The organism is Novosphingobium sp. PP1Y, assembly GCF_000253255.1.
In the GTDB taxonomy this organism is placed as follows: Bacteria; Pseudomonadota; Alphaproteobacteria; order Sphingomonadales; family Sphingomonadaceae; genus Novosphingobium.
Map to the genome: position 1 here is coordinate 989,334 of NC_015580.1, position 20,194 is coordinate 1,009,527.

19 protein-coding genes are annotated in these 20,194 nt (G+C 63.6%); 8 read left to right on the forward strand and 11 right to left on the reverse strand.

Going from position 1 to position 20,194, the window contains the following annotated elements; translation table 11 throughout:
* Positions 1 to 71: 71 nt before the first annotated feature.
* Entirely contained in the window at positions 72 to 866 is a 795-nt protein-coding gene (locus PP1Y_RS10845; RefSeq protein ID WP_013832266.1) for a response regulator, read from the reverse strand.
* Between the two features lie 473 nt (positions 867 to 1,339).
* Here PP1Y_RS10845 and PP1Y_RS10850 point away from each other — a divergent pair, with 473 nt between their 5' ends.
* From PP1Y_RS10850 to PP1Y_RS10860, 3 genes are read left to right on the forward strand one after another with little or no spacing between them, the layout of a single operon-like run.
* The gene (locus PP1Y_RS10850) at positions 1,340 to 1,990 is read left to right on the forward strand and encodes a sigma-70 family RNA polymerase sigma factor (protein ID WP_013832267.1); all 651 of its coding nucleotides are present in this window, start codon (positions 1,340 to 1,342) and stop codon (positions 1,988 to 1,990) included.
* Positions 1,965 to 2,423, forward strand: a complete 459-nt coding sequence (locus tag PP1Y_RS10855; protein WP_013832268.1) for a response regulator — start codon at positions 1,965 to 1,967, stop codon at positions 2,421 to 2,423. The genes PP1Y_RS10850 and PP1Y_RS10855 overlap by 26 nt, the downstream gene beginning before the upstream one ends.
* A gap of 25 nt (positions 2,424 to 2,448) precedes the next feature.
* On the forward strand, positions 2,449 to 2,727 hold the full coding sequence (locus PP1Y_RS10860) for a hypothetical protein (protein WP_013832269.1): 279 nt from the start codon (positions 2,449 to 2,451) through the stop codon (positions 2,725 to 2,727).
* Positions 2,728 to 2,867: 140 nt separating this feature from the next.
* On the opposite strand, the gene PP1Y_RS10865 is transcribed toward PP1Y_RS10860, so the two are convergent.
* The 4 genes from PP1Y_RS10865 to PP1Y_RS10880 all read right to left on the reverse strand — a co-directional run bounded on the left by PP1Y_RS10865 (position 2,868) and on the right by PP1Y_RS10880 (position 7,528).
* The gene (locus PP1Y_RS10865; RefSeq protein ID WP_148274949.1) at positions 2,868 to 3,344 is read right to left on the reverse strand and encodes a pyridoxamine 5'-phosphate oxidase family protein; all 477 of its coding nucleotides are present in this window, start codon (positions 3,342 to 3,344) and stop codon (positions 2,868 to 2,870) included.
* Between the two features lie 159 nt (positions 3,345 to 3,503).
* On the reverse strand, positions 3,504 to 3,986 hold the full coding sequence (locus tag PP1Y_RS10870) for a hemerythrin domain-containing protein (protein WP_013832271.1): 483 nt from the start codon (positions 3,984 to 3,986) through the stop codon (positions 3,504 to 3,506).
* 160 nt (positions 3,987 to 4,146) lie between these two features.
* Complete coding sequence (locus PP1Y_RS10875) at positions 4,147 to 6,741, reverse strand: HWE histidine kinase domain-containing protein (RefSeq protein ID WP_013832272.1); 2,595 nt, start codon at positions 6,739 to 6,741, stop codon at positions 4,147 to 4,149.
* Positions 6,734 to 7,528 carry a biliverdin-producing heme oxygenase gene (locus PP1Y_RS10880; RefSeq protein WP_232512616.1) on the reverse strand — a complete coding sequence of 265 codons (795 nt, stop codon included), beginning with the start codon at positions 7,526 to 7,528 and terminating at the stop codon, positions 6,734 to 6,736. The genes PP1Y_RS10875 and PP1Y_RS10880 overlap by 8 nt, the downstream gene beginning before the upstream one ends.
* Before the next feature lie 43 nt (positions 7,529 to 7,571).
* Here PP1Y_RS10880 and PP1Y_RS10885 point away from each other — a divergent pair, with 43 nt between their 5' ends.
* From PP1Y_RS10885 to PP1Y_RS10895, 3 genes are all read left to right on the forward strand, one after another.
* A complete protein-coding gene (locus PP1Y_RS10885) occupies positions 7,572 to 8,297 on the forward strand; it encodes a Crp/Fnr family transcriptional regulator (protein WP_013832274.1) in 726 nt (241 codons plus the stop codon).
* A gap of 127 nt (positions 8,298 to 8,424) precedes the next feature.
* Positions 8,425 to 8,781 carry a putative quinol monooxygenase gene (locus tag PP1Y_RS10890; RefSeq protein WP_013832275.1) on the forward strand — a complete coding sequence of 119 codons (357 nt, stop codon included), beginning with the start codon at positions 8,425 to 8,427 and terminating at the stop codon, positions 8,779 to 8,781.
* Entirely contained in the window at positions 8,781 to 9,548 is a 768-nt protein-coding gene (locus PP1Y_RS10895) for an SDR family NAD(P)-dependent oxidoreductase (RefSeq protein WP_013832276.1), read from the forward strand. Before PP1Y_RS10890 ends, PP1Y_RS10895 begins: the two co-directional genes overlap by 1 nt.
* Before the next feature lie 7 nt (positions 9,549 to 9,555).
* Here PP1Y_RS10895 and PP1Y_RS10900 read toward each other — a convergent pair whose 3' ends face one another.
* From PP1Y_RS10900 to PP1Y_RS10915, 4 genes are all read right to left on the reverse strand, one after another.
* A complete protein-coding gene (locus PP1Y_RS10900; RefSeq protein WP_013832277.1) occupies positions 9,556 to 10,368 on the reverse strand; it encodes a ThuA domain-containing protein in 813 nt (270 codons plus the stop codon).
* Between the two features lie 356 nt (positions 10,369 to 10,724).
* Positions 10,725 to 12,149 (reverse strand): efflux transporter outer membrane subunit, encoded by a 1,425-nt coding sequence (locus tag PP1Y_RS10905; protein WP_013832278.1) that lies wholly within the window; start codon positions 12,147 to 12,149, stop codon positions 10,725 to 10,727.
* A gap of 4 nt (positions 12,150 to 12,153) precedes the next feature.
* Entirely contained in the window at positions 12,154 to 15,309 is a 3,156-nt protein-coding gene (locus PP1Y_RS10910) for an efflux RND transporter permease subunit (RefSeq protein WP_013832279.1), read from the reverse strand.
* 6 nt (positions 15,310 to 15,315) lie between these two features.
* Complete coding sequence (locus tag PP1Y_RS10915; RefSeq protein ID WP_013832280.1) at positions 15,316 to 16,476, reverse strand: efflux RND transporter periplasmic adaptor subunit; 1,161 nt, start codon at positions 16,474 to 16,476, stop codon at positions 15,316 to 15,318.
* A 174-nt stretch (positions 16,477 to 16,650) separates the two neighbouring features.
* On the opposite strand from PP1Y_RS10915, the gene PP1Y_RS10920 reads away from it, so the two are divergent.
* Positions 16,651 to 17,199 (forward strand): TetR/AcrR family transcriptional regulator, encoded by a 549-nt coding sequence (locus PP1Y_RS10920; protein WP_232512618.1) that lies wholly within the window; start codon positions 16,651 to 16,653, stop codon positions 17,197 to 17,199.
* 2 nt (positions 17,200 to 17,201) lie between these two features.
* Here PP1Y_RS10920 and PP1Y_RS10925 read toward each other — a convergent pair whose 3' ends face one another.
* Together PP1Y_RS10925 and PP1Y_RS10930 are read right to left on the reverse strand one after the other, a co-directional pair.
* Positions 17,202 to 17,945, reverse strand: coding sequence for an enoyl-CoA hydratase/isomerase family protein (locus PP1Y_RS10925; protein ID WP_013832282.1), 744 nt, complete (start codon positions 17,943 to 17,945; stop codon positions 17,202 to 17,204).
* Positions 17,946 to 18,081: 136 nt separating this feature from the next.
* A complete protein-coding gene (locus tag PP1Y_RS10930; protein WP_013832283.1) occupies positions 18,082 to 18,978 on the reverse strand; it encodes a LysR family transcriptional regulator in 897 nt (298 codons plus the stop codon).
* Between the two features lie 95 nt (positions 18,979 to 19,073).
* On the opposite strand from PP1Y_RS10930, the gene PP1Y_RS10935 reads away from it, so the two are divergent.
* Positions 19,074 to 20,186 (forward strand): S-(hydroxymethyl)glutathione dehydrogenase/class III alcohol dehydrogenase, encoded by a 1,113-nt coding sequence (locus PP1Y_RS10935; RefSeq protein WP_013832284.1) that lies wholly within the window; start codon positions 19,074 to 19,076, stop codon positions 20,184 to 20,186.
* Positions 20,187 to 20,194: the final 8 nt, after the last annotated feature.

The window sequence follows — 20,194 nt, forward strand, 5'->3', positions numbered from 1 at the left end:
TTACGCAAGAGAAACCCCTCCTGAAATGAGGAGGGGTCGTTCCCGAGGCCGATGCGCTCTGGCGGCGGGCGTCAGGCCAGCGGCTTGCTAGACCCGAAAAAGAGAGCCTGGCTGATCGCAGCGCGTACGGTGGCTTCCTGAAACGGCTTGGTGACCAGATAGGTCGGCTCGGGCCTTTCGCCGGTCAGCAGGCGCTCGGGATAGGCGGTGATGAATATCACCGGCACGTCGGCGAACTTGAGCAGATCCTCGACCGCATCGATGCCCGAGCTGCCGTCCGCGAGCTGGATGTCCGCCAGGACGAGGCCGGCCGGGTGACGTTCGAAGATCTCGACCGCCTGGGAATGGGTGGCGGCCGTGCCAACGACCTTGTGGCCCAGTTCCGACACGAGACCTTCGAGCTGCATCGAGATGAGCGGCTCATCCTCGATGATCAGCACTTCGGTGGCGCTTTCGGCATCGATCTCTGCGATCGCCTGGTCGACGAGCACGTCCACGTCGACGGGCGAGACGCCCAGGATGCTGGCGGTATCGTCGCGCGAGAAATCCTCGACCGTCGTCAGCAGCAAGGCCTGCCTATGCGTCGGTGCGATCCGGGCGAGACGGGTCTGGGCCGCCTGCTCATGGCGTTCGCCCGCGCCGACCAGGCCTTGCTGCTCGACGTGGCCGGTCGACCAGATGCGGGTGAATGCGCCATAGAGGGCAGCACGGCTTGCCGCGATTTCGTCGCGCAGGGCGTTGTCGGCCAGAGCGGCTTCCAGCGTCGCGCGTACGTAAGTGTCGCCCGACTGCTGCGACCCGGTCAGCGCACGCGCGTAGCGGCGCAAGTAGGGAAGGTTGGTGGCAATCTGGTCTGAGACGGACATTCGCATACCTCGGCAATGGGAACATTTTCCCGTGTGGTGCAAGATTAGATCTTTGACGCCTTATTGACTGGTTCAAAGGTCTGACGGGGCAGGTCGACAAGGGCAACCGGAAAATTTTTTTCGATTTGACTCATTTTCGGGAACTCTTTCGGTTCCTCCACGTTTGCGCAGTATCACCACTGGCTCCCCACCTCCCCCCGCAACCCGGTGGTGACCCGATCCCGGAGGCCTTCGTTCACCACAGCGTGAACGGAGGCCTCAATGTTTTCAAGGCATGGTTGTTCCCGGCAAGACGCGGAATATTTTTCGGCGCCTTGCTTTTTTGCAAGCGCGGCTAACTGCCATAATTTGCTATTTTTCAAACACATGTGTGCGGTAAAGCCGCAGCTTACGCGGCCTGCACCCCGCTTTCGGGAACTTTCGCGCTTCGGCTGGCGTTGGTTTGCTGAGAGACAATGATGGAGGGTCCAGTAATGTCAGAAGCAGCCCAAGCAGGGAGCGCTCCCGAGCAAGAGACTGCCACGGCACTCAACGACCGTGATTTCAAACGTGCCCTGGCCGAAGTCGCCCCGCACCTGCGTGCCTTCGGGCGCGGTCTGTGCGGATGCCGCGACCGGGCTGACGATCTGGCGCAGGAAGCGATGCTGCGGGCATGGGCGGCCCGCGACCGCTATGCGGCAGGCACCAATTTCAAGGCATGGATCTTCACGATCCTGCGCAACCACTTCTACAGCGAAGCGCGTCGCGCCCGCTTCCATGGCGACTATGACGAAGTGGCGGCCGAGCGCATCCTTCGCGCACCAGCCACGCAGGAAAGCTCCGTCGAGCTGGGCGATGTCCTGCGCGCCCTTACCGCCATTCCCGAATCTTATCGCGAAGCGCTGATCCTGGTTGCTGCCGGCAACCTGTCCTATGAGGAAATCGCCGGGATCTGCGATATCGCCCTGGGGACGGTGAAGAGCCGCATCTGCCGCGCGCGCGCCATGCTCGCCAATGTCATCGAATCCGGCCAGCTTCCGGACGCGCGCCACGATTTCGTTCTGAAGGGCGATGCCATCGACGCGTTCTTCGAAGAGCTGGTCAAGATTGCGAATGCGGATGACGTTGAAAGTCTTGCCGCCTGAAGAGGAAAGCCTAACCGTGGGCGCAAGTTTACCAGATTCTGCCAAGGTCCTGATCGTCGAGGATGAATTCCTGCTCGCTTTGCAGTTGGAAGACATTCTCGCCGATGGTGGCTACGCGGTTCTCGGAACAGTTCCCGATACGGCATCGCTTGCCAAGCTGGGTGAGGCCCCCGACATTGCGCTGGTAGACCTGAACCTGCGTGACGGACTGACCGGCCCGGCAATCGCCCGCGAGCTTGCCGGACGTTATGGCGCCCGCGTTATCTACGTTACGGCCAATCCGGCGCAGATCGACATGCCGGCCGATACGGCCGTGGGGATCGTCCAGAAGCCTTTTTCGCGCCAGAGCATATTGGCAGCGATCACCTATGCGCTGGCTGGATGCCCGGAGGCCGGGCGACCGCGCGAACTCGAACCCCTGCGACAGGTCTGACCCACCTGGTGGAAAGAGTGCCGGGATGAGCGATTTCTGGTTGCAGGCAATGCAATATTATGGCGCCGCCGCGGGTACGCTGGCGGCGCTGATCGTTTCACTCAACCTCGGCCGGAAGTGGACTGGTGCTGGCTTCGTAATCTTTGTGACGAGTTCGATGGCACTGATCGGATGGGGTTTCCTCGACGATGACGCGGCCGGGATAGGCACGCAGAACCTCGTCCTCTTCGTCATCAATTGTATCGGGGTATGGCGTTACCTGCTCTCGCGCCGAAGCGGCCGCGTCGATCCGGCGCAAGGCTGAAGTCCCGAAATTCCCGGCTTCAATATCACCTTTGGTTCTGCAGGACGGGTTCGTGCAAGCTGCCGGGTACAGCTACGGCTAATGGCAAGGGACGCGAGAAGCGCACGTTCCCGCGTCCCCCTTGTTCGCGGTGTGAGGGATCAGACCGCGCCAAGCACGTGATCGCCGGCCTGCGAGGGATCGATGGGGCGACCGGTGAGCAGATTGAATGCCCCCTTGACGCCGATATGCGCCGTCCAGACTTCCGCGTCGTCGATATCGAACCGCAGCATGATGACGTTGGGGTCGTCCTTGCCGTTGGGAAACCAGGCTTCGGTCGCGTGGCTCCAATGCTTGGTGCGCACGGCGGGGTCGGTTTCCTCTACCAGCAGGCCGGAAAGCGAAGCGAAGACATCGTGCCGCAGCGTGGCGACCTGGCCCATGGCCTTGCCGCCCCGGGCGATGCGATTTCCGCGCTTGGCGAAGAACCAGATTGCGTGATGCGCTTCCTTGTCCAGCTGCGCCGTCATCGGCTCGGCGTGACCGGCGGTCTCGTTCAGACGCATCATGACTACGGGGCTGGAATGGAAGGCGTTCCAGAACGTCTTGCGGATTTCCCGATCCATCTGCTTTTCCATGTCACCTCTCCTCGGATTATGTCGATTCAACGCGCCGGGGCCCCATGCGTTCCCTGAAAGCGCAAAGGGCCCTCCCGGCGCAGCAGGCGGCGGAAGGGCCCTTTTGCAGGCCTGCATCAGCGGACGCTGGCAGCAGGCATGCGAATCCGCGTCGCAGGCCTATTCGCGTTCGTCGCCGGGTCCGTCCTTGGCGGCCATTTCCAGTTCCTTCGGCTTGCGCTTCTCGAAGATGGCGGCGATCTTCCTTTCTTCCTCTGCAGGCAGGTCCTTGGCGGCCGCAGGGAACATGTCTTCCTCCTCCTCGTCGATGTGGTGGAGGTAGCGGTGGCGCATGTCCTTGAACTTGGTGAGCCAGGCGCCCGAGCTCATGTCGGTGTCCATCAGTTCGGCAAGGAAGTCATCGATTTCCTTGTGCTCGGAAACCGAGTGACGGGCTTCGTCGCGCAAATCGGGATCGGCCAGCATCGTGGCGTAAAGCGATTCTTCTTCGGCGGCGGCATGGGCCTGCAGTTCCAGGCGCAGCTCCTCGAACAGCGCGCGGCGTTCGTTGGAATCGCCCTGCGTCTCGCCCAGTTGCTCGAGCATCTTGCGATGACGGTCGTGGTCTGCCTTGAGGTCCTGGAATATGCGTGCGTCTGCCATGGATCAGTCCTTGCATCTGTGTGGCGCAGAGTGGCGTGGAATTTCCGCGCTTGCCTGAACCGGAAACGACCGAACCTCGGGAGATGTTCCCTTGTAAGGGCGGGCCGGCGGGCAGTGGTCGCGAGAACACCGCACCTTGACGATCGCCTTTTGCCCCCGATCAGTTCCTACCGGCCTCTTCCTTGCTGGCCGTGCGACCCTGCAGGAGCCTGGCGATCGCGGAGCGGACTTCGCGTTCGCCATAAGGCTTGGTGACTACCGGGACCCCCTTGAACGCGCCGGCCTGCAGCGAGCGTTCGCCGTAGCCGGACGCGAAGATAAAGGGCACGCTGCGTTCCTGCAGCGCTTCGGCGATGGGCTCGCTGGTGTCCTTGCCCAGGTTGATATCGAGCATGGCGAAAGCGATCTTCATGTCCTCGATCGTCTCGAGCGCAGCCGACACCGAACCCGCGATGCGGCAGTCGGTAAAGCCGAAGGAGCGCAACACGTCCTCGGCCTCCATGGCGATGATGACGTTGTCTTCGACGATTAGCGCGGTGCCGCTCATGAGATGTCCTGCCATGTCGGTCGCCGAAGGCGGCTCTCCTTGTATTTCTCGCGGCGCGGCCGAAGGTGTAGCGAAACTCGAAACGTGATCGGATGGGATCAGGAACATCGCGCGCAGGCCATCCTTGGGATAGACCAACGATGCCGAGCCCCCCAGCTCGTGCGGAATGGTGCGCTCGATGATCGTCGAGCCGAAACCGCGCCTTGTCGGCTCGGCTACGGGCGGGCCGCCGCTTTCGCGCCAGTTGATCTCCAGCGAACCGTCGTCGCCATGGCTGAGCATGATGTTCACCGTGCTCGACGAATCCGACAGTGCACCGTACTTGCACGAATTGGTCATCAGTTCGTGCACGACCAGGGCAAGCGTGGTGAAGGCGCCGGGAGCGATCAGTGCATCGGGGCCGTCGATGACGACCCGATTGGCGCTGTTGGAAGCATAGGCGGCGGTCTCGGTGCGGATCAGTTCGTAAATGGAAGACGGCGACCAGTCGGTCATCGTCACCTGGTCGTGCGCGCGGGCGAGGGCATGAATGCGGCTGCCGACTATCTCGGCGAACTCGTCGATCGAGCGCGCCCCTTCCTTGCTCTGCGAGACGAGGCCACGGATCAGGTTGAGGATGTTGCGCACGCGGTGGTTGAGTTCGGCGATCAGCATGTCCTGCTGCTGGCTTGCCTGCTTGCGCTCGACGTTGGCGGCATCGGCGAGGCGCAGGACGACCTCAAGCAGGGTGATGCGCAGCGATTCCGCGGCAGAACTCTCCTCCGAGGTCCAGGGGCGCGAATAGCCGCGACGTTCCTCCTTCCAGATCTCGAAGCTCTTGCGCGGGGTCAGGCGCACGCCATTGGGGCCGAGCTCGACCGCCTTTTCGGGATTGCCAGCCCAGTTGACCTGCCTCAGCTGTTCCTTGCGAAACAGCACGATGTAGTCGCGCGGGGTGCGCGATACCGGAAGCGTCAGAAGACCTGCGGCCTTGTCAGCCCATTCGCGGGCGGGTTCGAAGATCGCGGCAATGTTGTCGGTCGACCAGACCGTGCTCGCACCGGTTGTGTTGAGGAAGCGGGCCAGTTCGATGAACTGTTCCTTGTCGGGCGCATCGCCGTAGGCAATGAACTGGCCGTCGACGTAGCCGATGACGCCGTCGAAATCGATCACGCGCCCGATCGATTCGGTGAATTCGCCGAAGGCTTCGAGCAGGGTCCCGCCGCCAGCCACGCGCGACATGATCTCATCATGCAGACGCATCGAATCGGCGCGCTTTTCCAGTGTGAAGTCGGTTTCCTTCTGGTCGAGCAGATAGGCGAAGAATTCACCGAAGAGCTCGCTCGCGGTGCGTACCGAATACGACAGCACCAGGGGCGAGTAGTGGTGGCAGGCGATCAGGCCCCACAACTTGCCCCGGCGCATGATCGACACCGACATGGACGCCTTGACGCCCATGTTGCGCAAGTATTCGATATGAATGGGCGATACGGCGCGCAGACCCGACATCGAAAGGTCCAGCGGATCGCCGTTGGGACCGCAGGTGGGATGGATCGGCACCGTCGGATCGTCGACATTGCTGATGATGCGCAGCATGTTGCGCGCGTAGAGGCGCCGTGCCTGGGCAGGAATGTCCGAAGCGGGGAAGTGCAGTCCCTTGAAGCTGTCGACCATGCCGTTGAGGCTTTCTGCCACCACTTCGCCGGCACCGTCGCCCTCGAAGCGATAGACCATGACGCGGTCGAAGCCGGTCAATCCGCGCAAGTGCCGCGCGGCGCTGGCGCAAAGCTGCTCGATCGTGGTGGAATCGCGCAGGCGATCGATCATCGGGCGCACGTAACTGACGTAGTCGCGGCGACGGCCGCCCTCATGCGGCTCGATTTCGAGAATGTAGGAACGGCCCGACTGATGGATGGCGGTATCGAACAGCCGACCGTCGCCCAGCAGGTCGACTTCGAAGATGCGCTCCACCGAGTTGGCGCCGTTCAGGATCTGCAGGCGCGTGCGGATGTCGTGCAGGGCGCTGCCTGACAGGAAGTCCTTGGCCATGAGGCCGACCAGATCGCGTGGGTGTTTTCCGAAAAGCTCTTCGCAATTGAGCGAGGCATGGTTGATGATCCAGTCGCTGGAGAACGACAGGAGCCAACCGAAGCTCTGTATCCGGCCGATTACGTGAATGGGTTCCAGGTCACAGGTGGTAAGGTCCACCTGATGTGTGTCGTCAGCCATCAGCCCCCGTTTCTATTGTGTTCTTTCGGCCTGCACTGACGGCGAACGCGCTGGCGAATGATGAAAAAGCGGCCAACGCGGCGGCCGTGACGGCCTCGCGTTCACCTTGATCGAATGTCCGGCCCTTGAGCCAGGGCATCAGTGTCTTCCAGACGGCATGACCACTTTCGTCTTCCATGTATCTGCCTGGAGTGGCCGAAGTGGATTGCTCGCCCCAGTAACCCTGCTTGCGAAGAACCGCCATGCCGAGCCGGGAGCCGGCAACGACATAGCCCACGCCGACTGGCGCAGACGGTGCCTGAAGCGCCGGATCGACCGCCAGCTGCGGCAGGTCGTCCGGATCGTTGCCCAGGGATCTGAGGTCTTCGCTCAGCATCGCCGGGTAATCCGGGCAATTCATGCCAAGTTCGCTCTCGACGAAGTTGCGGAAGACGGGGAAAAGGGGCCCCAGGCCGATCGCATGGGCGCTGAGAAACCGGGCCAGACCGTCCCTCTCGGAAAGGTCCAGCGCGCCGAATGCACCGTCCAGTCGGGCATGAGCCTGCGCAGTTGCTGCGCGTAATTCCGCCAGCATATCAGGTGCTTCAGCATTATTCATAGCGGCGCACATAGTGGACTCGACTTTCGGGGCGAAGACATTTGCAGAGACAGGGGGCACCCCATCGGTGTGGTTGAATTCGTAAATCTGCGAAATGTTCCTGCGTAACTCTCTAACAGCATCTTGCTGCCCCGTCTGTTCACTACCGCACGCTTGCCGCGGGAACATTGCGCAGCCCTTGGTGTTCACACTTGCGAACCTGCTGCGAGGTGTCTGCGACGGACGGGAGACGATGACGGCTACAATCACACATGGGGGCAGTAGTCTGCTTTCGGCCCTGCGGCCCGAGGATCGCGACTTACTCGATTCCCGCCTGGAAGAGTGCAGTTTCAGCTCCGGGCACGTGATCTACGATCCGGGCGATAACGTCGAATTTTGCTATTTTCCTCTGGGCTCAGCGCTGTGTTCCTATTTCGTCGAGCTGGACTGCGGCGTTGCGGTGGAAACCGTGCTGATCGGCCGCGAAGGGGCGCTGGGCGGAGTCGTCAGTGCAGGCAGCCTGCCTTCCTATGCCCGTGCCAATGTCCTGCACGGCGGGCGCTTCCTGCGAATCGACTTGCGCGACCTCGAACGTCTCAAGCGGGAATCCTATGCGATTGCGCATCTCTTCGCCCGCTATGCCGATTGCCTGATGGCGCAGGTGTTCCAGTCGATCGCCTGCAACGCTGTCCACACCATCGAGCATCGCGCTGCGAAATGGCTCTCGGCGGCGGTGGAACGGACTGGCAGCCATGATGTGACGATGACGCAGGAACAACTCGCCTCGATGATGGGAATTGGCCGCAGCTATGCGAGCCGGGTCCTGCAGCGCTTCAAGCGCGACGGCATGCTGCGCACCCGACGCGGTGGGATAGAGGTGCTCGACCCCGAAGCGCTCGCCTCACGCGCGTGCACCTGCAACAAACAGGTGGCCGGCCATTTCGACAAGGTTCTCGCCGGCGTCTATCCCGCACAATGAGCGCCGCGCCGCAGTCGGCGGCAGCTGCGCCTTTTGACAGTGCGCCTTCCCGGTCGGCTTGCCTTACGATTGCGCGAAGCGCGCGTTGCGGCACGCATGCGGGACAGAATGGGAAAGGACAGCTTCAATGCGTATCATCGTGGCCGGATGGCTTCGCTTCGGTGGCGGCGACGTCTGCGCGCAGGTCGTGCGCGGCGGGGCGCATCTCATTGCCCAGAGCCGCGAAGAGCAAGGCTGTGTCGCCTACAACTGGTCGGTCGATCCACTCGAGGAAGGGCTGATGCACGTCTACGAGGAGTGGGAGAGCGAACGCGATCTCCTGCGACACTTCAGGCACAGCTCCTATCTCGAAATGCGCGGACACCTGGAATCGTTTCAGCTGAGCGCCTTCGACATCAAGCTCTACTCGGTGGCCGGCACCGAGCCGGTCTATACCGATACCGGTGAGCCGCGCTCGACCCTGTTCGGCGTGAGCCTCGACTGATGGGCCGGCTGCAGGACAAGGTGGCGCTGGTCACCGGGGGTGCGTCGGGCATCGGTGAAGCCATGGTCCGGCGGTTCGTTGCCGAAGGCGCCAGGGTCTGGCTCGCGGATCTCGACGAGAAGGAGGGCGAGCGCATTGCAGGCGAAGCCGGCGCCACCTTCGTGCGCCTCGATGTGGCCAGCGAGGCGGGCTGGGCCGAAGTCATGGGCCGGGTCCTTGGCCGCGATGGCCGCCTTGAAGTGCTGTGCAACAATGCCGGGATCGTCCTCAACAAGCCGATCGACCAAACCGACCTGGCAGGGTGGGAAAGGATCATGGCGGTCAATGTCACCGGGCCGATGCTGGGTTGCCGTGCCGCGATTGCGGCCATGCGCGACCTGCCAGAAGGGCGTTGCGGATCGATCGTCAACACGGCCTCGACCACCTCGCTGCTCGGCCTTGCCTTCGATTCCGCCTATACGACGTCGAAACATGCCGTGGTCGGCCTTACCCGCTCGATCGCGGCCTGGTGCGCGCAGGAGAAGCTGCCGATCCGCTGCAATACGCTCCACCCGGGAACGACGCTCACCGCAATCCTTTCCGGACACATCGCCGCTGCGCCCGAACTCAAGGACGTGTTCGACGCAATGTCGCCGTTGGGACGCATGGCCGACCCGGCCGAGATCGCGAACCTCGCGCTGTTTCTGGCATCCGACGAAGGCAGCTATTGCACGGGCGGCATGTTTGTCGCCGACGGCGGCCTCACCGCCACGCACCCGGCGATGTAAGGCAGGCTCAGTCCCGTGCCTCGGGCGAGGCGACCCAGCGGATCGCGTTTTCCACCAGTCGGCGATAGACCGGGTTGTCGTAAGTCGTCCGGTCGTCGCCCGGCTGGAGGTAGACCACCGGGCTGTTTCCCGACTTCAGCGTCCAGCCGATGAGGTCGCTGCCCGGCTCATGTTCCCAGCCCTGATTGTCGAACATGCGCCCTTCCATCGCGGCGGTTGCCGAGTGGAAGCCGTCGCGATCGAAGCGGTGATCGGCGCGCAGCAGCGGGGTCACGGAATCGGTGAAAATTTCGGCAAGGTAGAGTTCGTCCTTCATTGCGAAGCTGGCGGGAATGCCAGCCATCACCGGATGCGCGGTGGCGGTGACTTGCGCCGTGTACTCCACGCCGTGCCGATAGCCGGAATCGGGACGAAGCTGCCCGCGAACCTCGCGCGAGCGATATAGAAAAGTGCCGCCCAGCGCTTCGGCATAGTCGGGAAAGGCGGGCCATCCGGCCAATGCATGGTGCAGCGCGACGATGCCTTTGCCCTCTTCGAGCAGGGCGCGAAAGCCCTCCCGGAAAGCGTGTCCGGGGTCGATGAGGGCAGGCGGCTCGTGCGGCGCGTCGAAGTCGAGGCCCGGCATGTCGTAGAGGACCAGGGCATCGTAAGGCGCCAACCCCTGCGGGTTCATGAGCTGCGAGGCAGCGGGTTGATCGACCATGGTTGCCGCAATTCCTTCCATGTCCTGGAAGATCGCATCGAACGCTGTGCGGTCGAAGGGATGCCCGCGCACTGCCACGAGGACCTGCAGCGGCGCGGAATAGCGGATCGTCGGCATCGGCACTCTCTTCTTCCGGGGTGATCCGCGCTGTCCCCGGCGGATTCGCTAAACCCATGTCCTAGCGCCGGCGCGCACAAGGCCCCACTGGCAAAAGTCCGGGGCGATCGGGTCCTTCACAGGGTACTGGTCATCGCGCCAAACTCGTGTTAGCCTTCAGCATTCACTGGATAATAAGTCCGGGAACTGGATGAAAGCTCCGGGAGAGGTTGATATGACGCTATTGGATTCCATCGGGAATCGCATTTGCATGGCAAGCAGCTGGCTCGGCGTTGCCTATATCCTGTACTGGCACCTGATGCGCTGACGGGCGCGGCGCAAGCCGCGGTTTCTCAAGCTTTCTGAGCGGGCATCGGTTATTTGAGGCCTCCGCCAAGAGCGCGGTAAAGCTCTATGGCATTCGCGCCGCGCACTAATCGCGTGGCTATCAGGGACTGCTCGGCCGCGTAGTAGCTGCGCTGCGAATCGAGAGTGGTCAGGAAATTATCCACCCCCTTGCTGAAACGCGCCTGCGACAGTCGGTTGGCGACTTGCGCATTGTCGCGCAGTGAAACCTGCGCATCGAGCTGCTCGTCGATGGTGCCTCGCCGCGCGAGTGCGTCGGCGACTTCGCGAAACGCGGTCTGCACGCTCTTCTCGTACTGGGCGACCATCGCATCGCGGGTGGCCTTGGCATAGCGCAGGTTGCCGGCCCTCTTGCCGAAATCGAAGATTGGAAGACTTGCGGAGGGTGCGACCGACCAGGTCTCGCTGCCGGACTTGAACAGGTTCGACAGCCCGAGGCTCATCGTTCCCAGGGCGGCCGTGAGCGAGATCTGCGGGAAGAAGGCCGCGCGCGCCGCGCCGATGTCGGCATTGGCACCGATCAGCTGGTGTTCGGCAGCGGCAATGTCGGGGCGTTGCAGCAGGACGGTGGAAGGCACATTGGCGGGCAGTTGGCCGATGGTCGCACCATTTCCAGGCAGGGCGGCGGGCAGCGTGGCCGGGTCGAGGCTCGTCCCGGCAAGCAGTTCCAGCGCATTGCGGTCCTGCGCAACCTGCGTCGTCAGCGCGGCGATGTCCGAACGCGCCTGATCGCGGCTCGTGCGGGCCTGGCTCACTTCGAGCTGCGATGCGACGCCCGCCTTGAAGCGCGCTTCGGTCAGCGCGACGGTTTCGTCATAAGCCTGCGCGGTTCTGGTTGAGAAGGCGAGGCTCTCGCTATCTGCCGCAAGCGTTAGCCAGGCCGAAGCGACTTCGGCGACGAGCGCGACTTGCGCCGCATCGCGGTTCGCCTGCGCGGCGAAGAAGTCTTCCTGCGCGGCCTTCGTCAGATTGCGTACCCTGCCGAAGAGGTCCAGCTCCCAAGCGGAAACGCCAAGCGAAGCCGAGTAGTTGTCCATTCGCCCCGCACCGCCGCCATTGACCTGGCCCGCCGCAGCAAAGGGTAGCTTCTGGTAGGTCGCGCTGCCGCTGGCGGCAACGCCGGGCAGAAGGTCGGCGCGCTGGACCTTGTAGAGCGCTCGGGCCTGCTCGACATTGGCCAGCGATACGCGCAAGTCGCGATTGCTGGCCAGCGCCGTGCGGATCACTTCACGCAGCCGTTCGTCGGTAAAGAAGTCTTCCCAGGCGGTGCTTGCCAGATCCTGCGCAGAGCCCTGCAATGCGGCGTTATCGTAAGCAGCGCCGGAGGGGCTGTCCGCCGGAACCGGCAGGTCCGGGCGCACGTACTTGGGGGCCATGTTGCACCCGGCGAGAGCCAGGGCGCTGCAAAGCCAGAGCGATCGGGTTGCGCGGTTCATCGGATCAATCCTGCTCGAGAGGTGCATCGTCGGTGGTAGCGGCGTGCGCTTCGCGGTTCGGCTGGTCCTGGCGGAAGATCCGCTTAACGACGAAGAAGAACAGCGGCACGAGGAAGACCGCCAGGACCGTCGCCGATAGCATGCCGCCCACGACCGACCAGCCGATGGCATTCTGTCCGCCGGCGCCCGCTCCGCTGGAAACCGCGAGCGGCAGCACGCCGAAGATGAATGCGAACGAGGTCATGAGGATCGGGCGCAGGCGCAGCTTGGCGGCCTGCAGCGCGGCTTCGGCGGCGCTGAGGCCATCGCGCATCTTTTCCTCGGCGAATTCGACGATGAGGATGGCGTTCTTGGCCGAGACGCCAATCGTCGTGATCAGGCCCACCTGCAGGTAGATGCCGTTGGCAAGGCCCACGAAGGTCGCGGCAAGCAAGGCGCCCACGACGCCCAGCGGCACCACGAGGATGACTGCGATCGGCACCGACCAGCTCTCGTAGAGCGCAGCAAGGCACAGGAACACGACCAGCAGCGAAAGCGCGTAGAGCATCGGGGCCTGGCTGCCCGACAGCTTTTCCTCATAGGAGATGCCGGTCCATTCGTAGCCGATGCCGGGCGGAAGCTTCGCTGCCAGCTCTTCCATCGCCTGCATCGCTTCGCCGGTGCTGTAGCCGGGGCCGGCGGAACCGAGTATCTCGACCGAGGAGACGCCGTTGTAGCGCTCGAGGCGAGCCGGACCGTAGCCCCACTCGGTTGAGGAGAAGGATGCCAGCGGGGCCATCTCGCCGCCGCTGCCGCGTACGAAGAGATTGCCGAGCGATTCGGGCGTCGTGCGGAATTCGGAGTCGGCCTGCACGTAGACGCGCTTGACGCGGCCACGGTCGACGAAGTCGTCGACGTAGCTGCCGCCGAAGCCGGTGCTGAGTGTCGTGTTGATGTCCGGGATCGAAAGGCCGAAGGCGCCCGCGGCTTCCTTGTCCACGTCGAGCTTGAGCTGGGTAGTGTCCTCGATGCCATTGGGGCGCACCATTGCGAGGCGCTTGTCCTGCGCGGCCATGCCGAGCAGTTGGTTGCGCGCGGCAATCAGCGCCTCGTGGCCGAGGTTGGCCTCGTCCTTGAGTTCGAAGTCGAAGCCTGTGGCATTGCCCAGCTCCGTCACTGCCGGCGGGGCGAACGCGAAGATCTGGCCGACGCCGAGCTTGTGGAAGGCAACGTTGGCACGCTCGGCCAGCGCGGTGACGCCCATGCCCTCGCCCTCACGTTCTTCCCAAGGGCGCAGCTTGATGAAGGCGATCGCCACGTTCTGGCTCTGTCCGGCAAAGCCGAAGCCGCCGATGCTGAGCATCGAATCGACCACGTCCTTCTCTTCGTTGAGCAGGTAGTCGGTCATGCGGTCCACGGTGCGCTGGGTTTCTTCCATGGTCGTGCCCGAGGGCATCATTGCCTGAGCGAAAAGGAAGCCCTGGTCTTCATCGGGCAGGAAGCCGCCGGGGAGGCGCCAGAACAGCACGCCCATGCCCACGACGATCATCGCGTAGACGGCCAGTGAGCGCTTCCAGTTGCGTTCCACCCGGCGCAGGCCGTTGCTGTAGCGCTCGACGCCGCGGTCGAACGTGCGGTTGAACCAACCGAAGAAGCCGCCGCGTTCGCCATGGTCCTCGCGCGAGGGCTTGAGGATCGTCGCGCACAGGGCCGGGGTCAGGATCAGCGCGACCAGAACCGAGAGCACCATGGAGGAAACGATGGTGATGGAGAACTGGCGGAAGATGACGCCGGTGGAGCCGCCGAAGAATGCCATCGGCAGGAACACCGCCGACAGCACGAGGCCGACACCGACCAGCGCGCCGCTGATCTCGTCCATCGATTTGCGCGCGGCTTCCTTCGGACTGAGCCCCTCGGTCTGGATCAGGCGTTCCACGTTTTCGACCACGACGATGGCGTCGTCGACCAGCAGGCCGATCGCCAACACCATGCCGAACAGGGTCAGGGTGTTGATGGTGAAGCCGGCAGCCAGAAGGATGGCAAAGGTGCCCAGCAGCACGACCGGGACCGCGATCGTCGGGATGAGCGTCGCACGCCAGTTCTGCAGGAACAGGAACATCACCACGAAGACGAGGATGATCGCCTCGATCAGTGTGTGTTCGACCTGGCTGATGGAAAGCTCGATGAAGGTCGAGTTGTCGACCGGGTACTCGATGCGGATGTCGGCCGGGAACTGCTTGGAAACTTCTGCGACCGCCGCCTTCACGCCTTCGACAGTGTCGAGCGCATTTGCGCCGGGGGCGAGCTTGATCGCCAGCGCAGCGGCCTGCTTGCCCTTGAAGCGGGCAAGGAAGCTGTAGTTGTCGGCGCCGATCTCGACGCGGGCGACGTCGGAAAGGCGCACGTTGGCGCCGTCGCTGTCGGTGCGCAGCAGGATATTGCCGAACTGTTCGGGGGTTTGCAGGCGCGACTGCGCGGTAACCGTTGCGTTGAGCGCCTGTCCTTCGGGTGCAGGGAGGCTGCCGACCTGGCCGGCGGAAATCTGGGCGTTCTGCGCCTTGACCGCGGCAGTGATGTCCGAGACCGTCACCTTGAGGTTGGCCATCTTGTACGGATCGAGCCAGATGCGCATGGCATAGGGAGCGCCGAGCAACTGGGTATCGCCGACGCCGTCGACACGGCTCACCGGGTCCTGCAGCTTCGAGGAGATGAGATCCCCGATGTCGACCTGGTCGTGCGATCCGTCATCGGAATAGAGCGCCATGACGATGAGGAAGTCCTTGGCAGCGCGCGCCACGCGCACGCCTGAACGCTGGACGTCCTCGGGCAGCAGGGGTGTGGCCTGTGCCAGCTTGTTCTGGACCTGGACTTGCGCGGTATCGGGGTCGGTGCCCTGGTCGAAGGTCAGCGTGATCGCGAGGTTGCCCGCCGAATCGCTCGTCGACGAGAAGTAGCGCAGGTTGTCGATGCCCTTCATCTGCTGCTCGATCACCTGCGTGGTGGTGTTCTCGAGCGTCTGGGCATCGGCGCCGGGATACGTCGTGCTGACCGTCACCGCCGGCGCGGCGATGGTCGGGAACTGGGCGACCGGCAGAACCCGCAGGGCGATGATGCCCGCGAGCATGACGACAATGGCGATGACCCAGGCGAAGATGGGTCTGTCGATGAAATAGCGCGACATGACGGATCAGCGCCTTTCGGCGACGGTTGCAGTCTTGGTCTTGGTGCGGTCAGGCGTCCTGGCGGCCGTGACCTGCTGCGGGGCCCCGGGAGTGACCGTGGTGCCGGCCCGCAGGCCGGAGAGTCCTTCGACGATAAGCCGGTCGCCGGGTTTCAGGCCTTCGGTGACGAGCCACTTGTCCCCGATCGGGCGTTCTGCCTTGACCTGGCGCATCTCCACCTTGTTCTCGGCGTTGACCACCAGCGCCGTGGCGCGTCCGCGCGGGTCGCGGCTGATGCCCTGCTGCGGGGCGAGGATAGCGTTCTGCTTCTCCCCCTCGACGAGCCGGGCCCGCACGAACATGCCGGGCAGCAACAGGCCGTCCGGGTTGGGGAAAGTGGCGCGCAGGGTGACGCTGCCGGTCTCGGGATCGACCGAAACTTCGGCGAATTGCAGCCTGCCTTCGATGGGATAGGTCTTGCCGTTGGGCAGGATCAGCTTGACGCGGGCGCTGTCACGGCTCTCCCGCGAGAGGCCGCCGCTTGCCAGCGCTTCCTTGAGGTCGAGGATCTGCGCAGCGGACTGGGTCACGTCTACGTAAACGCTCTGGGTGCTCATGATCGTTGCCAGCGGATCGCTCTGGCCGGTCTGGACCAAGGCGCCGCGGGTATAGAACGATCGGCCGATCCGCCCGGAGATGGGCGCGCGGATGCGCGTGAACTCCAGGTTGACGCGGGCCGAATCAACGGCCGATTTTTGCGCCGCAACATTGGCTTTCGCCTGCTGCGCGGCCGCTAGCGCATTGTCGTATTCCTGCTTGCTGACCGCATTGATCGTGACAAGGTCGCGAAACCGATCGGCCTGCAGCTGGGTCGATCCCACGGTCGCCCGGGCGTTGGCAAGATTGCCCTGCGCGGTGCCCAGCGCGGCCCGGTACGGTGCGTCCTCGATCTCGTAAAGGATCTGTCCGGCCTTCACGTAGCTGCCCTCCGCGAAGAGACGCTTGCGGATCACGCCGCTGATCTGGGGGCGAACCTCGGAAGTTTCAGAGGCTTGAATTCGGCCCGGGAGGTCCGTCGTCAGTTCCACCGGTTGCTCGGCAAGCTTGACGACGCCGACCTTCGGCGCCGGGGGCTGCGGCTGTTCTGACGAGCTGCAGCCGGCCAGAAGGGCCAGTGCGAGCACCATGGAGGAGGCGTTCTTAAAGGTCATGTTCACCTTGGGGGGATCAAGGAAATCCGGAATGAACGTTCATTCCGCTTGCAGCCCTCTAAACACTCTGCCAATGTGGCGTCAAGCGAATTGGAGGGGAAATTGGCTGGCGATTGTGCAGTGCAGCAGAAATTGAGTGCGGAGGACAAGGTGGTCTTCGCCGCGCGCAAGTTGTTTGCGGAAAGGGGGTTTCACCAGACGGCCATGGCCGATCTGGCGAAAGAGGCCGAAGTCAGCGTCGGTGCCATCTATCGCGTGTTTCCCAGCAAGCAGGACATCATCCGCGCAATTATTCAGGCCGATACCGCGCGCCTGCTTGTCGAACTTACCTCCGACGTCTGCCGCATTCGCAAAGGCGAGGCGTCCATCGGAGCCGTGCTGGAGGAAATGATTGTCCGCTGTAGCGTCGAGAAGGATTCGGCGCTGATCCACGAGGTGCTGGCCGAAGGGCATCGCAATCCGGAAGTGGCCGAGGCCGTCCGCGCCATCAACCTGCAATATCGCGCGATCTTCCGCGAAATGGCCCTCGTCGCCAATCCCGATCTGAGCGAACCAGAACTCTACGGTGCCGAAGAACTGCTGCTCGCCTGCCTGTTTTCTTCCGGTCACCGCGAGTTGACGAGCTGCCGCCTCAGTGCGCGGGAATCCGCTCGACTGGTGACCAGTCTGATCCTGCGCGGGCTCGGATCAGAAACGTAAGGTCATGAGCGCCGGCGAGCCACGAACGCCGCGGCGCGTTCCTCGAATTCGGGTGCGGTGAAGGCTGCTGCGAAGAGGTCGAGCGAGCCCCGGTCGTCCTCGATCTGTCCGTCGCGGGCCCAGCGGATCATCTGCTTGAGGCCCTTGAGGCTGTAGGTGGCATTGGCGGCGATCGAGGCGGCAAGGGCATGGGCGCTTTCGGCCAGTTCCTCGACCAGACCGATGCGCAAGGCTTCTTCGGCGTCGATCAACGTGCCGGTGTAGAGCAGGCGACTGGCCTGTCCGGGGCCGACGAGATCGACCAGCAACCGGGTGTCGTGCAGCGGGTAAACGATGCCCAGCTTGGCCGGCGTCACTCCGAAGCGGGCGCGCCGCGTCGCCAGGCGCATGTCGCAGGCAAGTGCGAGGCCCAGCCCTCCGCCGATGCAGTCGCCATCGACGAAAGCGATGGTCGGCATGGGGGCGCGTGTCAATTCGTACTGGGCGCGGTTGATCGCCGCCTGGTTGGCCGCGAGCCAGTCTGGGTTGGCGCGGTTGTCGAGCATCTCGGAAATATCGGCCCCGGCGCAGAACATGCCCGGGTGGCTGCCGGTCAGCACCATGACCTTTACGGCGCTGTCGCCCGCTGCTTCCGCGACCAGTTCCGGCAGGCGCGCCCACATGTCCTGTCGAAACGCATTGCGGCGCTCGGGCCGGTCGATCTCGATGCGGGCGACGGCGCCTTCGCGGACGAGGTGTAGGGACATGAACGAGCTCCGGATGGTGGATTCAGGACCTGGGAGTGGTCCATAGAAGTTCGCGATATTGCCGTCACCCCGGACTTGGTCCTGACGCTCCCTTTTGCGGAGGCGACGTTTGCGGGCGGGGATAGCCGCAGCGGGCTCAGGCGACGAGGCCGCTGGCCGTGGCGAGATAAGCGGGCAGGCTCGTGCGAAGGGCTTCGACCATGGCGCTGACCTTGGGCGAGAGGTGGCGGCGCTGCGGATAGACGGCCCAGATCGGCTCCTCCTCGGGGTTGAGATCGGGCAGGACGGGTTCAAGCCGGCCTTCGCTAAGGTGATTGCCGAGATAGAAGCGCGGGACCTGGCAGATGCCCATGTCTGCGAGCGCCGCCTCGATCAGCGCATTGCCGCTGTTGCAGCGCCAGCGCCCTTGCGGGCGGAACGTCGCGTTGCCCTTGAACAGCCACTGCGCACTCGATCCCACGAGGCACTCGTGCCGGCGCAGGTCCTCGATGTCCGCGGGCCGACCGCGGCGGGAGAGATAGGCCGGAGAGGCAAGGGTGATGAGCGCGCGCGAAGCCACCCGCGTGGCGACGAGGCGGGAATCGTTGAGTTGGCCGGTACGGATCGCAAGGTCATAGCCATCGGCGATGAGGTCGACGACGGCATTGTCGAGATCGAGCGTGACCGTCAGCGACGGGTAGGTGGTCGACAGCTCGCGCACGATCGGCGCCACGAATTTCTCGCCCAGCGCATAGGAGCAGGTGATGCGCAAGTGTCCGCTCGGTTCGCCTTGCGAGGCGATGGCGGCGATGGCCTCGTCGCGCTCCTCGATCAGGCGCTTGCAGGTCTCGAGAAAGATCTGCCCCGTCTCGGTCAGGCGCAGTGAGCGGGTGGTGCGGTGCAGGAGCTGGGCCTGCAAGCGGCCTTCCAGCCGCGCGAGCGAGCGGCTCATGTGCGTCACCGAGGCGCCATAGGCCTGCGCTGCGGCCGTGAAACTGCCCAGACGTGCGACCATCGCGAACTCTTCGATACCGTCCCAGTTGGCCAGCACCATTATCCCCTTGCTGTGATAATCCTTTTCCTGCGGGGCGCTTTATCACAGTACCTGCGAGTCCTACAAAGCGCTTCGATCAAGAGGAGTTTGCGCACATGAAGACCCGCGCCGCAGTCGCTTTCGAAGCGAAGAAACCGCTGGAAATCGTCGAAGTCGACCTGGAAGGCCCCAAGGAAGGCGAAGTCCTGGTCGAAATCATGGCGACCGGCATCTGCCACACCGACGCCTACACGCTCGACGGACTCGATTCCGAAGGCATCTTTCCCTCGATCCTGGGCCACGAAGGCGCAGGTATCGTGCGTGAAGTCGGCCCGGGCGTCACCAGCGTGAAGCCGGACGATCACGTGATTCCGCTCTACACGCCGGAATGCCGCCAGTGTAAGTCGTGCCTCTCGGGCAAGACCAACCTGTGCACCGCGATCCGTGCGACGCAGGGGCAGGGCCTGATGCCAGACGGCACCAGCCGCTTCTCCTACAAGGGTGAGAAGATCTTCCACTACATGGGCTGTTCGACTTTCTCGAACTTCACCGTCCTGCCCGAGATCGCCGTCGCCAAGATCCGCGAGGATGCTCCGTTCCAGACCTCGTGCTACATCGGCTGCGGTGTTACCACCGGCGTTGGCGCAGTGACCAACACCGCCAAGGTACAGGTCGGCGACAATGTCGTCGTCTTCGGCCTGGGCGGTATCGGCCTGAACGTGATCCAGGGCGCCAAGCTGGCCGGTGCCAACAAGATCATCGGCGTCGACATCAACCCGGACCGCGAGGACTGGGGCCGCAAGTTCGGCATGACCGAGTTCCTCGACGTGAAGGGCATGAGCCGCGAGGACACCATCGCCAAGGTCCTGCAGATGACCGACGGAGGTGCGGACTACACTTTCGATTGCACCGGCAACACCGAAGTGATGCGCACGGCGCTCGAATGCTGCCATCGCGGCTGGGGTGAATCGATCATCATCGGCGTTGCCGAAGCGGGCAAGGAAATCGCCACCCGTCCGTTCCAGCTCGTCACCGGTCGCGTCTGGAAGGGCACGGCTTTCGGCGGCGCGAAGGGCCGCACCGATGTGCCCAAGATCGTCGACTGGTACATGAACGGCAAGATCCAGATCGACCCGATGATCACCCACGTCCTTTCCCTTGAAGAAATCAACAAGGGTTTCGATCTGATGCACGCGGGTGAGAGCATCCGCAGTGTAGTCGTCTACTAAGCTTCAAG